This is a genomic window from Nocardioides insulae DSM 17944, from assembly GCF_000422825.1.
GTDB classification, from domain to species: Bacteria; Actinomycetota; Actinomycetes; order Propionibacteriales; family Nocardioidaceae; genus Nocardioides; species Nocardioides insulae.
The window spans coordinates 73,005-86,932 of the sequence record NZ_KE383928.1 but is presented as its reverse complement, the minus strand read 5'-3'; the positions used below and the strand labels follow the sequence as shown (position 1 = coordinate 86,932).

The 13,928-nt window shown below is 72.3% G+C and carries 14 protein-coding genes; 5 read left to right on the top strand and 9 right to left on the bottom strand.

Going from position 1 to position 13,928, the window contains the following annotated elements; genetic code table 11:
- Position 1 precedes the first annotated feature (1 nt).
- The gene (locus G515_RS0110595; RefSeq protein ID WP_028660115.1) at positions 2 to 784 is read left to right on the top strand and encodes an IclR family transcriptional regulator; all 783 of its coding nucleotides are present in this window, start codon (positions 2 to 4) and stop codon (positions 782 to 784) included.
- A 15-nt stretch (positions 785 to 799) separates the two neighbouring features.
- Here the strand turns inward: G515_RS0110595 and G515_RS0110590 are convergent, their stop codons facing one another.
- The 3 genes from G515_RS0110590 to G515_RS0110580 are packed head-to-tail and all read right to left on the bottom strand — an operon-like array spanning position 800 to position 4,965.
- Positions 800 to 1,822: a Gmad2 immunoglobulin-like domain-containing protein gene (locus G515_RS0110590; RefSeq protein WP_028660114.1), complete on the bottom strand. Its 1,023-nt coding sequence runs from the start codon at positions 1,820 to 1,822 to the stop codon at positions 800 to 802.
- A complete protein-coding gene (locus G515_RS20810; protein ID WP_245565345.1) occupies positions 1,815 to 2,432 on the bottom strand; it encodes a SigE family RNA polymerase sigma factor in 618 nt (205 codons plus the stop codon). Before G515_RS20810 ends, G515_RS0110590 begins: the two co-directional genes overlap by 8 nt.
- Before the next feature lie 22 nt (positions 2,433 to 2,454).
- Positions 2,455 to 4,965 (bottom strand): GcvT family protein, encoded by a 2,511-nt coding sequence (locus tag G515_RS0110580; RefSeq protein WP_028660113.1) that lies wholly within the window; start codon positions 4,963 to 4,965, stop codon positions 2,455 to 2,457.
- Positions 4,966 to 5,142: 177 nt separating this feature from the next.
- Here G515_RS0110580 and G515_RS0110575 point away from each other — a divergent pair, with 177 nt between their 5' ends.
- Complete coding sequence (locus tag G515_RS0110575; RefSeq protein ID WP_211221015.1) at positions 5,143 to 6,024, top strand: aldo/keto reductase; 882 nt, start codon at positions 5,143 to 5,145, stop codon at positions 6,022 to 6,024.
- Between the two features lie 40 nt (positions 6,025 to 6,064).
- On the top strand, positions 6,065 to 6,820 hold the full coding sequence (locus G515_RS0110570; RefSeq protein WP_028660111.1) for a metallophosphoesterase family protein: 756 nt from the start codon (positions 6,065 to 6,067) through the stop codon (positions 6,818 to 6,820).
- An 82-nt stretch (positions 6,821 to 6,902) separates the two neighbouring features.
- Here G515_RS0110570 and G515_RS0110565 read toward each other — a convergent pair whose 3' ends face one another.
- The 6 genes from G515_RS0110565 to G515_RS22690 all read right to left on the bottom strand — a co-directional run bounded on the left by G515_RS0110565 (position 6,903) and on the right by G515_RS22690 (position 11,355).
- Entirely contained in the window at positions 6,903 to 7,235 is a 333-nt protein-coding gene (locus tag G515_RS0110565) for a TraR/DksA family transcriptional regulator (protein WP_028660110.1), read from the bottom strand.
- A 6-nt stretch (positions 7,236 to 7,241) separates the two neighbouring features.
- Positions 7,242 to 7,973, bottom strand: coding sequence for a mycothiol-dependent nitroreductase Rv2466c family protein (locus G515_RS0110560; RefSeq protein ID WP_028660109.1), 732 nt, complete (start codon positions 7,971 to 7,973; stop codon positions 7,242 to 7,244).
- Positions 7,974 to 8,167: 194 nt separating this feature from the next.
- On the bottom strand, positions 8,168 to 8,464 hold the full coding sequence (locus G515_RS0110555; protein WP_028660108.1) for an Rdx family protein: 297 nt from the start codon (positions 8,462 to 8,464) through the stop codon (positions 8,168 to 8,170).
- Positions 8,465 to 8,484: 20 nt separating this feature from the next.
- The gene (gene leuE, locus G515_RS0110550; RefSeq protein WP_211221014.1) at positions 8,485 to 9,147 is read right to left on the bottom strand and encodes a leucine efflux protein LeuE; all 663 of its coding nucleotides are present in this window, start codon (positions 9,145 to 9,147) and stop codon (positions 8,485 to 8,487) included.
- Between the two features lie 32 nt (positions 9,148 to 9,179).
- Positions 9,180 to 10,433, bottom strand: a complete 1,254-nt coding sequence (locus G515_RS20805; protein ID WP_051218224.1) for an MFS transporter — start codon at positions 10,431 to 10,433, stop codon at positions 9,180 to 9,182.
- A gap of 139 nt (positions 10,434 to 10,572) precedes the next feature.
- Positions 10,573 to 11,355, bottom strand: coding sequence for an MOSC domain-containing protein (locus G515_RS22690; protein WP_051218222.1), 783 nt, complete (start codon positions 11,353 to 11,355; stop codon positions 10,573 to 10,575).
- A 135-nt stretch (positions 11,356 to 11,490) separates the two neighbouring features.
- Here G515_RS22690 and G515_RS0110535 point away from each other — a divergent pair, with 135 nt between their 5' ends.
- Entirely contained in the window at positions 11,491 to 13,290 is a 1,800-nt protein-coding gene (locus G515_RS0110535) for a DUF429 domain-containing protein (protein WP_028660106.1), read from the top strand.
- A 176-nt stretch (positions 13,291 to 13,466) separates the two neighbouring features.
- Positions 13,467 to 13,922, top strand: coding sequence for a hypothetical protein (locus tag G515_RS0110530; protein ID WP_028660105.1), 456 nt, complete (start codon positions 13,467 to 13,469; stop codon positions 13,920 to 13,922).
- Positions 13,923 to 13,928: the final 6 nt, after the last annotated feature.

Below are 13,928 nucleotides of genomic sequence, written 5' to 3'. Positions count from 1 at the left end.
CATGAGCGAGGACGCGACCGCGACCACCGTGGGCCCCGTCCGCTCGGTCGACCGGGCGCTCGGCGTCCTGGAGATCCTGGCCCGCGACGAGCAGGCGTCGCTGGGCGCGCTGGCGCGGGAGCTCGGCGTACACCGATCGACGGTGTCGCGGCTGGTGAGCGTGCTCGTCGGGCACGACCTGGTGGCCCCGCCTCGCGGGAGCGGTGGGTATCGGCTCGGCCCGGGGTGCCTGCGGCTGGCCGCCGCCACCGCGGCCACCCTGGACGTCAGCACGGTGGCCCAGCCGTTCTGCGAGGGCCTGGCCGCCGAGCTGGACGAGACCTGCAACGTCGCCATCCTCCGCGAGGGCATGACGATCAACGTCTGCCAGGCGGAGGGCTCCTCCGCGGTGGCCACCCGCAACTGGGTCGGCCAGCGGACCGCCCCACACGCCACGTCCAGCGGCAAGATCCTGCTCGCCCACCTCGCCGCCGACGAACTGGCGGCCGTACTCCCCCACCGGCTGGAGCGGTTCACGACGCACACCATCACCACCCGCGCGGCCCTGCGCCGGGAGCTACGCGCCGTACGCCGGCAGGGGTATAGCTACGCGCAGGAGGAGTACGAGGTCGGATTGCACGCGGTCGCCGCGCCGATCCGCGACCACACCGGCGAGGTGGTGGCGGCGCTGAGCGCCGCCGGCCCCGGCTACCGCCTCACCGAAGAGGCCTTCCCCCGGGTCAGAGAAACCCTCCTGGCCTGCGCCGGAGAGATCTCCCGCCGGCTCCGGTTCAGCGCGGGGTGAGGAGCGGATCCGGCCTCACTCCACCACGAAGGTGCGCGTGTCGCTGAAGACCTGAGGGTCCTCGGTCGGCTCGTCGACGCGCGCGGTCAGGACGTACTCGCCGGGCGGCAAGCCGCTCAAGTCCAGCCGGGTCTCGAACGGGAAGAGCCGCTCACCCATCCACCCCGAGGCGGTGACCGGTTCCTGCCGCAGCACCCGGGGACCGTCCGAGACGGTGAGCACCACGTTCGCCTCGAACGCGTTGGCCGCACCGTTGACCTCGAGGGCGCCGTCGCCGACCACCGTGCCCTCCGCGGGGTCGGAGAGACTGACCCGGGAGAGCGTGTCCAACGGGGCCGCGTGGGCGACCTGCCAGGTATCGCCCACCTGCTGCATGGGTACGCCGAGCACCTGCTCGAGTTGCTCACCCTCGACCTCGAACGTCACCGGGGCCCGCGCTCCCGCTTCGGCCTGAGCGGTGTAGACCACCTGTTGGATCGCCAGGCGGGCCTCGTCCTCGGTCATGCCGGCCGGCCGTTCGCGCAGGGAGGCGTCGGTGAGATCGACCTGCAGGAGACCGCCGCTGGGTTCGTCGTAGTAGGTGACCCCGTCGGCCTCGGCGCCCTCGGGCCACAGGCTGCCGTAGTCGGGGTCCTCGGCGTCCCCCTCGATCGAGAGCCTGACGGGGTCGAGGAACCGGGTCTCCACCGTCCGGAACTCCCGGTACAGGCGCGGCCCCTGCGGGGTGTCGCCGGCGAAGTACACCGCGGCAGCGGCTCCCTCATTCGTCGGGGACGTCGACTCGACCGCGGCCGGCGTGTCGCTCGGGCCGGCGGGCTGGGGCTCGGGCGGCGGTGGTGAAGGGCGGGTCACCACGACCGCGGCGACCGCGGCTACGGCGGCGACCGCCACGGCGCTGCCGCCGGCGAGCCACCAGCCTCGCCGGTTCGTACGCCGGTCCGTCGTCGCCCGCTGGATCTCCTCCCAGCGCCGGCCCGGCTCGACCTCCTCCGCAGCACGTGCCAGCAGGTCTCGGGCCCACTTCTCGGGTTCACTCATCGCTCGTCCCACCTTCCGCCCGCCCCGACCGGTCCTCGTGCAACAGACCGCGAAGCTTCGCCAGCCCTCTCGAGGCGTGACTCTTGACCGCCCCTCGGCTGATTCCCAACATGTCTGCCGTCTCCGCCTCGGAGAGGTCGGCGTAGTAGCGCAGCACGACCACCTCCCGTTGCCGCCTCGCCAGCGACTGGAGACCCTCGAGCACCGCCTCGTGCCCGGTCCGGGCGAGCGCGCTCTCCTCCGCCGGCTCCACACGTTCCTCGGACCGGGCCGGGCCGTGCTTGGCCAGGAATCGGGTGGCCACCGTGCGACGCCGCAGCGCGGACCTGGCCCCGTTGACCACGCTCCGTCGCAGGTAGGCCAGCGCGAGGTCGGGCTCACGCAGCCGCCCCCAGTGCCGGTGCAGCGCCACGAACGCCTCCTGCACCACGTCCTCGGCGGTCTCGGTGTCGCGCACCAGCAGCGCCGCGGTGCGCACCAGCCGGTTCCAGTGGGCGGCATACAGCTCGGCCAGGACCTGATCCGCCTCGGAGCGGCCGGCGGCATCGGATCCGGCAGGTGGGCCCGTCAACGGCGCGCCTCGGGTGGCATGAGCGTTCACGCTACTCACACGCGCGACCCCGGCGCGGGGTTTACCCCTTCGGCCGCGACATCTCCGGGTCGAACGGGGCGGTGCGTCCCACGGTGAGCACCTCGGCCGGGAGCCGTTCGCCGAGGTAGTCGATCTGAAGGTGCGTGCCTAGGACGGCGTACGCCGGGGGCAGGTAGCCGAGCAGGAGGTAGCGCCGCAGCGAGGGGGCCGGGCCGGCACTGGTGACGAAGGAGCGCCGCCCCCGCGCGTCGAGGATCGGCCCACCGGCCGGATCGAGGATGGGTTCGTGACCGGTGGGGCACCGCTCCACCCCCGGGGCGAGGGCGAGCGTGCACAGTGTCGCCGCAGGATCGCGCCCCCGGGCCTGCAGATAGGACGCCTTGCCGACGAAGTCGGCGTCCTTCACCCGGGGCAGCGCCAGCCCGGCCTCGACCGGGTCGTAGTCCGACGTGAGCTCGGCGCCCATCAGCCGGTGGGCCTTCTCCAGCCGGCCGGTGGTGCCGTAGACGCCCGCCCCGGCCACGATCAGGCGGTGAGGCGCGCCGGCTTCGCGAAGGGCATCCCACAGCGCGCCGCCCAGCTCGGTCGGGAGGTGGATCTCCCAGCCGAGGTCGCCGACGTAGGAGATGCGGACCATCTGGGTGGGGATGCCGGCCAGTTCGACATCTCGGACGGCGCCGAACTCGAACCCGGACGCCGTGAGGTCCGCGTCGGTCAGACCCGAGACGAGGTCGCGAGCGCGCGGGCCCCACAGACCGATCGTGCACACCGCCGAGGTGAGGTCTGCGAGTGCGACCCCGTCAGCGGGGAGCTGCGCGGTGAACCAGGCGAGGTCGCGCGCACCGTCGGCCCCGCCGGTGACCACCCGGAAGTGCCGCACGCCCAGTCGCAGGATGGTCAGGTCGGCCCGGAACCCGCCGTGCGGGTCGAGCAGCGGGGTGTAGATCACCCGGCCGACCGGCCGGTCCACCTGAGCCACCGCGAGCCGCTGGAGGTAGCTGAGCGCCTCGGTGCCGGTGACGTCGAAGACCGCGAACGGCGTGAGGTCGATCATCGCGACACGCTCCCGCATGGCGAGGTGCTCGGCCTCGATGATCGGCGACCACCAGCGGGCGTCCCATTCGTGCGCCCGGCGGGTCACCTGGTCGGCGTACTCGTCCAGGAGCGGCTCGTTGGCGGCGTACCACTGCGGCCGCTCCCAGCCACCCACCTCGAAGAACTCCGCCCCCAGGGTCACCTCCCGGGAGTGGAAGGGGCTGACGCGTACGCCGCGGTGGCTCCCCCACTGCTCACGCGGGTGGGCGATGCCGTAGATCCTGGGGAACCCCTCCGCGGCCCGGGCCCGGACGTGCGACTCGCTGCGCTGGACGGGGTAGAAGCGGGCGATGTCGGCCCCGTGGACATCGACCTCCGAAGCACCGTGGGTGAGCAGTTCGGCCACCGCCCGGCCGACGCCCGGCCCCTCCTTGATCCACACGGCCGCCGCCGACCAGAGGCCGGCCACCTCCGGAGTCTCCCCGAGCAGCGGGGCGCCGTCGGGGGTGAGCGAGAGCAGACCGTTGATGGCATCCTGCTCGGTGACACCGGGACGGTCGAGCAGGCTCGGGAAGAGCCGCCTGGCCGCGGTCAACTGGTCCCCGAAGTCGGGGTGGGTGAACGGCATCCGGGTCGGTGAGGTCTGCGGCCCGGAGCCCAGCGGCGGGATCTCGGCCGGCCGGTGCAGGATCGCCCGGTGGGCATAGGAGCCGACCTCGAGATCGGCGCCACGCTGCCGCTCGTACATCCTCTCGTCCATGTCGCGGACGACCGGGAAGCTGATCTCGACGCCGGTCGCCGCGAGCTCCGGGATCGGTCCGAGGTCCATCATCTGGTGCACCGTGGGCGTGAGCGGGATCCGAGCACCCGCCAGGGCGGCGACCGCCGGGCTCCACACGCCGCAGGCCACGACCACGGTCTCGGTGGCGACCGCGCCCTGATCGGTGCGTACGCCGGACACCCGGGGCCTGCCCCCGCCAGGCATGGTGTCGATGCCGAGCACCTCGACCTCGGCCGCCACCCTCAGCCCGCCCAGTTCGGCCGCGCGGGTCCGGAGCAGTTCGCCGGCCCGCACCGGATCGACCACCCCGCCGGAGGGGGTGAAGAAGCCGCAGCGCAGCAGGTCCGCCCGGATCCAGGGCACCAGCTCCTGGATCCGGTCGGGCCCGATCAGCTCGGTCTCGACACCCCAGGCCCGGGCCGAGGACATCCTGCGGTGCAGCTCCTGGTCGCGCTCCTCGGTGCGGGACACCTCGATCGCGCCGCAGCCGGTGAGCACCCCGAGGTCGGCGTACTGCCGCATCGAGTCGAGGGTCAGCGCGGTCATCTCCTGGGAGTGGTCGACCGGGAAGATGAAGTTGGACGCGTGCCCGGTCGAGCCGCCCGGATCCGGCAGCGGCCCCTTGTCGATCAGCAGGATGTCGCGCCAGCCGAGCCCGGCCAGATGTCGCACCAGCGAACTGCCCACGATGCCGGCGCCGATCACGACGATGTCTGCCTGGGTGGGAAGCGCCATGGCGCTCACCTCGATCCCTCACGGTGTGAGATGCGGGAACGGCTCGGTCCGACGACCATAGGGCAGCGATCGCCGCCTTGACCATGCTCCGGTGGGCCGGCGCGCGCCGGCCCACCCGGGCGTCGACCCGGACCGGAGCGTTGACCTGAACCGAGGTTGACCTTCTAGCGTGAGGACATGGCGCGTTTTCCCCTCTGGCCCGACGACGCCCCGCCACGGCAGGGGCTCGGTCTGATGCGGTTGCGCGACCCCGGACCGGCAGGTCCCGACGAACCCGATCGCGACCCGGTCACCGTCGTGCACGCCGCCTTGGACGCCGGCGTCACCCTGCTCGACACAGCGGAGCTCTACGGCAACGAGGAACTCGTCGGCGGCACCATCGCCGGCCGCCGCGACGAGGTCGTGCTGTGCTCGAAGTTCGGGGTGGTGTGGGACGGGTCCGGGGGTTCCGACGAGTGGCATGTCCGCGCGGACGCCGACGCCGTGGTGCGCTCCTGTGAGGCCAGTCTGCGGCGGCTCGGTGTGGACGCCATCGATCTCTACTACCTGCACCACCGCAGCGAGGAGACCCCCATCGAGGAGACGGTCACCGCCATGGCGGAGCTGGTCACCGCCGGGAAGATCCGCGCGATCGGGCTGTCGAACGTGACCGTCGAGGATCTCCGCCGCGCCCACGCCGTGCACCCCGTGACCGCGCTCCAGGAGCAGTGGTCGTTGGTGTCCCACGCCGCCGAGGACTTCCTCCCGATCCTTGCCGACCTGGGCATCGCACTGGTGGCCCACTCGCCGCTTGGACACGGCCACCTCACGAGCGACCGGGCGCCGGACGACGTACGGCGGGCACTGTCGCGGCCGGCGGATCGCCTCGGGGTCACCCCCGCCCAGGTCGCGCTGGCCTGGGTCCACCACCAGCAACGCCGGCACGGCTCACCGGTGGTCCCGCTGCCCGGCGCCACCAGCGTCCGGCACGTGCGGGCCAACCTCGCCGCCGCCTCGATCGAGCTCACCGCGGAGGAACTGCTCGAGCTCGATCTGGTCAGGGCTGCCCTGGCCGGCTGACGCCCGACGTCTCCGGCGCAGCGTCTGCGACCCTGGGTCGGTGGCGAACTCGGTGGTGGTGCTCTCCGACATCCACGGCGTGCTGCCGGTCCTCGAAGCGATCCTCGCCGAACCCGAGGTAGGTGGCGCCGACCTGATCGTGGTCACCGGCGATCATGCCTCCGGCCCGCAGCCCAGAGAGGTCCTCGAGCGCCTCCTCGCCGAGGGTGACCGGATCCGACTCGTCCGGGGCAATGCCGATCGCGAACTGGTCGCGCTCCGGCGCGGTCCGAGCACCGAGGCCCCGGACGGCATCACCGCGTGGGCCGCGGACCAACTCTCCGAGGACCAGGTGGACCTCCTGGCGGAACTGCCGCACCCGCTGGTCATCGAGGTCGACGGCTTCGGTCCCGTCGTGTTCTGCCACGGAAGCCCCCGCCGCGACGACGAGATCGTCCTGGTCGACTCCCCGTTGAGCCGGTGGCGGGCGGCCCTGGCCGACCTCCCCACCGACCACCGCACGGTCGTCTGCGGGCACACCCACATGCCGTTCCTCCGGCTCGTCGACCGGCGGCTGGTGATCAACGCCGGCAGCGTCGGGATGCCCTACGGCCGGCCCGGCGGGAGCTGGGCCCTGCTCCGCGACGGCGGAGTCCGGCTCGAGCGCACCGTCATCGACGTGGACGCCGCGGTGGAGGCCGTCGTCGCCGGCTCGCACTACCCGCAGCGCCGGGCCTGGGCGGATGAGTACATCCGGGCCGCGAACAGCGACGCGGATGCGATCGCCGCCTTCACGCCGCCGGGCGACCGTCCGTGACCCCCGCTCACGCAGTCGACCCAGCACCCGGGTAGGCAATCGTCGCTCGCGGGGTCCGACCTGGCCGCTGCGCTGACCCGGCTCAACAGGAGACGCAGGTGCGGGCGGTGGGACGTGCGCCCAGCCGGGCGGGCGCGATGGCGGTGCCGCACCGCTCGCAGACGCCGTACCGGCCGGCGTCCAACCGGTCCAGCGCGGCGTCCAGTTCGGCGAGGGTCTCCTTGGCCTGGGCCAGCACCGTGGCGAGGTGGGACCGCTCGAAGGCCGTGGTCGCGCCCTCGGGGTCGTGCTCGTCGTCGACGTTGGTCGCCCAGGCGGAGTCGAGCAGTTGGCGGTAGTCGGCGTCGAGTTCCCGCACGCGGCGGACCGACCGCTCCCGCTCGCTGACCAGCCGCTCGCGCGCCACCTCGGTCACGCTGCGCTACTTCTTCAGGCGGCGGCTGCCGGCGTGCCAGTCCTCGACCGCGCCGGTCTGCTCGGGGTCGACCCCGAACGCGCGCAACTGCGGCCGCTCCCGCAGGCTGCGCTTGAGTTCGGCGAACCCAGGAAAGGTAGCCAGCCCGACGACGTGATCCCACAGTTCGGCGGCGCGCTCGGGCTCCGGCAGGCGGCTGATCACCGGGCCGAAGAACGCAACTCCCGCAGGCGGGCGGAAGTGAATGATCGGGGTGCCGACGTCCTTGCCGGTCAGGGCGAGCGCCTCGTCGCTGGACGCCTGGATCTCCCCGTCGCGGCCGGTGTCGTCGAGCGCCTCGGCCAGCTCCGCGGGCAGCTCCGCCGCGGCGAGGGCGGGGACGACGAACGCCGCCGTGCCGCGCCGGTCGAGACCGTCCTCACCCACCAGGTCGTGCAGCTTGTCGGTGTCGAAGATGCGGGCGCCGATCGCCTCGTAGAACCGCCCGACCGCCTCCGGTCCGTGGGATTCCCGGGCCGCCCCGGCGACCCGGAGCAGCCGCAGCCCGGCCGTGTGACCCGCGTCGTACCCCTCCGGGAAATGGGTGTCGTAGTCCAGGTGGGCGTTGATCAGGCGCAGAGAGATCGGGCGCCACTCCACCGAGTGGTCGCGCTGGGCCTGCACCATCCGCACCCACTTGCTGGTCATCCAGGCGAACGGGCACACCGGGTCGAAGTAGAAATGAATGTCAGCGGTCACAGCCGGTCCTCTCCTCGCTCCTGGCCATGGTGCCACCCGCCACCGACGGTCCTCGGGACGGGCGGTGCCGGGTCGGCGTGCCGCCCAGGCGCTGGACGGGTCCGGCCGGTGGCTGGCCACTGCCGAGCCCGGCTCCTGGCCGTAGGGCCCGGTCCGGGCGATGTGGGCCAGGTGGTCACCTGGGTCAGCAGGGATCAGCGCTCTGCGTGACCCAGCGACTTGTTCGGCGCGACCAGGTCGCGGACCCGACGCTTGAGCTCGGTGATCTCCGGGAAGCCGCCGTCGCGCTTGCGGTTCCACACCCCGGTCTCGGCGCCGTCGGCCTCGACGTCGACGCGGAAGACGCCGCCGGTGGCCGGGCGCAGGGCGACCTCGCCCAGCTCCTCCTCGAAGGTCTGCAGCAGCTCTCCGGCGTACCACTGGGCACGCAGCTGCCACTTGCACCTGGTGCAGTAGGTGATGACGACTCGGGAGCGGGTCACCGGGCCCATTGTGCCGAGGTCCGCGGACATCAGGCGCTGGCTGTGGCCAGCTTCACCGCGAAACCGAGGAAGACCACGCCCACCAGGGACGTGCCACCGGTGGCGAGCACCTGCCGGCGGCGTACGGCGGCGGCGAGCCGGGCACCGCAGAAGATCAGCATGCTCAGGTAGAGGAAGCTGGCGATCTCGACGAGGGCGCCGAGGAAGACGAAGGACAGCGCGGGATAGGCGTACTCGGGGTCGACGAACTGCACGAAGAACGCGATGAAGAAGAGGATCGCCTTCGGGTTGAGCAGGCTCACCACCAATGCCCGGCGATAGGGGTGTTCGCCCGTCGCCGGCGCGGCCTCGGCCTCGGTCGTCGGCTGGGCGGTACGACGGCGCCGCCAGCCGGTCCACGCCGAGCGCAGCAGGCCGATCGCGAGCCAGGCCAGATAGCCGGCGCCGAGGTACTTCACGACCGCGAAGGCGAACGCGTTCGCCTGGAGCAGCGAGGCCACCCCGGCCGCGGAGAGCAGCATCAGGATCGCGTCACCGGTGAAGACACCGGCCGCCGCGGCGTACCCGGTGCGCACACCCCTGCGTGCGGCGGTCGAGAGCACGTAGATCGAGTTCGGCCCGGGCAGCAGGATGATCAGCGCCAGTCCGACCAGATAGGTCCCCAGATCGGTCACTCCCCACACGGGGAGCATGGTCGCACGCTGCGGGGATCCGGTCCCATTCGCTACCGGTCGGTGACCGACTCCGCCCGCACCGGCGCTCCGCGGGTGAGGACCGGGCGGTTGACGGGATTGCCGGTGAGCGCCACCGCGACGGTGACGCCCACGAGCGCGAGGACCCCGTAGCCCAGGGCGATCGCCATCAGCGGGACGTGTCCGGCGAAGCGTCCGGCGACGAAGGAGGGCACCGCGGCGGAGGCATAGTTCACCAGGAACACGGTGGCCAGCAGGCCGGCGCGGTCGCCCGGTGAGGTGTCCGGGAGCAACGAGCGCATCCCTCCGGTCTGGCCGATGCCCTGGGTGATGCCGCACACCAGGCTGATCACCAGGAACGGCACGATCGCACCGGCCGAGAGTGAGGCGAGGATCCCGGCCACGCACGCCAGGTAGGTCAGCGCGCCCAGCCGGACGGCGGTGGCGGGCATCAGGCGAGCGGTGATCGGCCCGCCGAGGAGGTTGAGGACGGTGAAGGACCCGAACACCGCCGCCGCGACCAGGACGTCGTCCGATCCCAGGTGCGCGGAGGCGATCGAGGGGCCGAATGCCTGGTAGAAGCCGCCCACCGACCAGGTGGCCAGGATCAGCCCGGCCATTGCGGTCATCCTGCGTCCGGTGCCGGCCGGCACCACGATCCGCGGTCGCAGGGACGCCGCGGCCCGGCCCAGAGTGGTCCGCGCGACGGTCTCCGGACCGAGCGCGATCCCGACCGCGGAGCCGACCAGCAGCACCAGCACGATGGTGTACGTCAGGTGGGTGGGGTCTGGCGCGAAGTCGGCCAGCACTCCGGTCATCATGGCGCCGAACGGGATGCCGAGGGCGGGTGCCGCGCTGGTGATCACCGCCGAGAGCCATCGCGGATGGGGCGGGGCGCTGTCGATCACCAGGGCACCCAGTGCGCTGGAGGCCATCCCGCACGCCAGCCCCTGGAAGACCCGGCCCAACAGGAGGGGTCCGACGCTGTCCACGGCGAGCATGCAGCCCACCCCGAGAGCGGAGCTCAGCAGCGCGACCACCGCCACCGGTCGCCGGCCGAGGTGGTCGGAGAGTCGGCCGAGGAAGAGCAGCGAGATCGCGGCGCAGCCGAGATAGACCGCGGTGACGAGGCTGAAGTCGGCGTCGGTGAGGGCATCCTCGACGCGGTAGGTGTTGTAGAGCGGGATCGGCGTACCCGCGGAGACGAAGACGAGCACCAGCGCGACGGAGGCGACGACGAAGCCCACCGTCGCGGGCAGGCGGCCTCGGTTGGGCGTGGTGATCATGCATCCCTTCGAGCGCGACAGAACGGTCTGCGACGCAGCGGCCGCCGGTCTTCGGCAACCGGGGATCGGGCCGGGGCATTCCCGGCACGGGTGTGGCGTGGCCTACGCCCGACCGGGTTGCGGGGGGCCGGGAGCGGACTCAGCCGAGCAATTGGACCTGGTCCCCGACCGACACCCGGCCGGGCGTCACGACCTGTGCGTAGACGCCCAGGTCGATCGACTCGGGCTGCGCCTCCCCCGACCGGCGCTCCCGGATCCGCTTGAGCACGTTGACTCCCCGGCCGCCGTCGTCCGGGTGGCGCTGCACGGCCGCACATCGGGGCACCGGCCGGCCGACGACCAACTCCGCCCCGCCGACCCCGAGGCGCGACCCGGACCAGGTGTCCTCGACGTACGGCGTCGGGCCGGCGTCCAGGGTCAGGTTGAGCCGGAACCGGCGGGCGTCCAGCACGCTGCCATCGACCTCGGTGCCGAGATCGGCGACCGAGGCCTCGGAGTGCAGGGTCAGCGGTTCGACGTCCACCCCACCGGTGGGCTGCTCGGTCTTGATCAGCCGGACCTGGCGGCCGGCGAGCTCGGAGAGCCGGTCCACGATCGGTCCGGCGACGAGGAACCCGTGGACGGCTCGGTCGGCGAAGAACCGGCCGGTCGCGGGCTCGCCACGGTCGATCGTCTCGGCGAACAGGGTCTCCTCGCCGCGGCCGATCTCGAGCAGCCGCTCCGAGGGGAGGTAGCGGGACCAGTGGTCGAGGAAGGCGCCGGTCCGCGTCACGGAGAAGAGCTTGTCGGCCTCATCCACCATGAAGAACTCCCGGTCCGCCCGGGCCCCGGCAGCGCTGAGCTCCAGGAACGGCTCGGAGGTCACCCCGAAGCCCTTGATCGCGGTGCGGTGCAGGTGGGTCACCCGAGCCACCACTGTCATCTGGCATCCACTCCCTTGTCGAGGCCCGCCGGCGCTCGCTGGTCGCGGGCACTGGGCAGCCTGTCGGATCCGGCGTGGGGAGCCTAGAGCAACCGGGGGACTGTCAGGCAGCGTCGGGTAGGGCAGGCTGCACCCATGTACTTCGCGGGAGTCGACCTGGCGTGGGGGGAACGCCGGCCCACCGGCCTGGCCGTCCTGGACGAGCACGGCCGGCTCGTGCACGTCTCGGCGGCGACCACGGACGAGGAGATCGTCGCCGTGCTGGCGCCGTACCTGGAGGAGGAGGGCCTGGTCGCGATCGACGCGCCGCTGATCGTCACCAACGCCACCGGCAACCGTCCGGCCGAGGCCCTGCTGAACCAGGACTTCGCCCGGTTCGACGCCGGCGCCCACCCGACCAACACCGGTCGACCCGAGTTCCGCGACAAGCCGCGCGGGGCCCGCATCGCCGCGCGGCTGGGCCTCGACCTGAACCCGCGTTCGCGCCGACCCCGGCGCGCCATCGAGGTCTACCCGCACCCTGCGACCGTCGCTCTCTTCCGGCTCGGCCGCACCCTGAAGTACAAGAACAAGCCCGGCCGCGACCTGGAGCAGCTCCGGGCCGAGCTGGTCGTCCTGCTCGGCCTGCTCGAAGGACTCAGCACGGCCGAACCTCCGCTGCTGCTCGACGCCGACCCCGGCCCGCCGCCCGGCGCCCAGACCTGGAGCGGGCTGCGAGCCGTGGTGGAGCAGGCGGGCCGGAAGAGCGAGCTGCGTGTCGTCGAGGACCAGGTCGACGCGGTGCTGTGCGCCTACATCGGACTGTTCGCGACCCGGCGTCCCGACCGCACCACGACCTACGGCGACGTCGACTCCGGCTACATCATCACGCCCACCCTGCCCACCGACCTCACCCCGACGCCCCGCGGAGGCAAGAAGGCCGCGACCGGTGGCAGCGACCCCGGCTCCGCGGTCCGTCAGTACGCCGAGCTCCAGCCGCGTCTCCGCCGGGCCGTCGACCAGGGGATCCAGCTGGTGACCTCGATCCTCGACGACGCCGGCATCAACTATCTGGCGGTCACCGGGCGGGCCAAATCGGTCGCCTCGTTCGCCGCCAAGGCCGCTCGCTCGGTCGACGGTCATCCCGTCTTCACCGACCCGCTCCGAGAGATCACCGACCAGGTCGGGATCCGGGTGGTCACCTATGTGCAGGACGATGTGGAGGCCGCGGCCGACCTGCTCGGGGATCAGGTGGTCGTCCACGACGACCGAGACATGGGCCTGGAGACCGCCAGCGAGGGACGCTTCGGCTACGCGAGCCGGCACCTGCTGGTCGGCCTCGACGCCACCCGAGCCGACCAGGCGGCGTACGAACTGCTGCGCGATCGGCCACTGCAGATCCAGATCCGGACCGTGCTGCAGCACGCCTGGGCGGAGTTCGAGCACGACATCCGCTACAAGGGCACCATCCCCGACGAGCACGTACCGGAGTTCGACCGGCGCTTCACCCTCGCGGCCGGCCTGCTGGAGCTGGCCGACCACGAGTTCTCCGCCATCTGGGCCCAGCTCCGCGCGTCGGTGACCGACGCCGGCGCGGATGACTCCGTTCGCGGACCCGTCGACGACCCCCGGATCAGTGCCCGGGACCTGGCCGCCTTCCTCGCCGGTCAGTACGCCGAGTCCGCCTGGTCACGCACCGTCCACTACGAATGGATCGCGACGGTGGTGCTCGAACTGGGCATCACCTCGCTGGCCGAGCTGGCCGGCACCCTCCGCACGGTCGACGACGACCTCTTGGCCGAGCGGATGGCCTACCGCTCGCCGTCCGGGGCGGTACGCCGACTCGACGACGCGCTGCTGTGGGCCTACGGCGACACCTATCTCGGTCTGCGCACCAACGCCCACCGCGTCCCCGCCCTGCGGGCCCGCCTCGCCAGGATGCGCGGGGAGGTCTGACCCCCACCGCCGTACGTCCGGCTTCGTTCCAGCATCGCGACGGCGCGCACGCGAGCGGGAGCAGGATTGGGCAGGCAATGAGCAGCAGCTGACCTGTCGGGTGGGCAGCGCATCGGGCCACGGTTGGTTCGCCGTGAAGAGCGCGGCACCCACCGAACCGACGGAGAGGCACCACCATGAACAAGACTCATGCCACCCGATACCTGCTGGCTGCGGCCGTCTGCGGCGTCGTCCTGACGCCGTCCGCGGCGTCTGCCGGATCAGCGGGGTCAGCGGCGACGGCCCAGCAACGGGCCGCCGCACCCCCGACGTGCTCGGTACGCCTGGTCACCACGAAGGCGATCAACCTGCAGCACGATGTCAAAGGCACCGACGACGTCCGAGCCCGACTGGGGACCACCCTCACGCAGGTCCGTCCGTACACGCTCGGGCAGAGGCGCAACACCCTGAACGACGGCACCGGACGCTTCCGCGTCCTGACCATCCTCAGACTGCAGGTCAAGGTCGGCAACGGCACCTGGCTGCGCATCCAGGACCGTTTCGTCCGGTGCTCGGACCACACTCGCGACCTCGTCTTCCAGAACCGGGACGCGCGGTACAAGGCGCGGGCCGTCATCGACGTACTGCCCTGAGGCCAG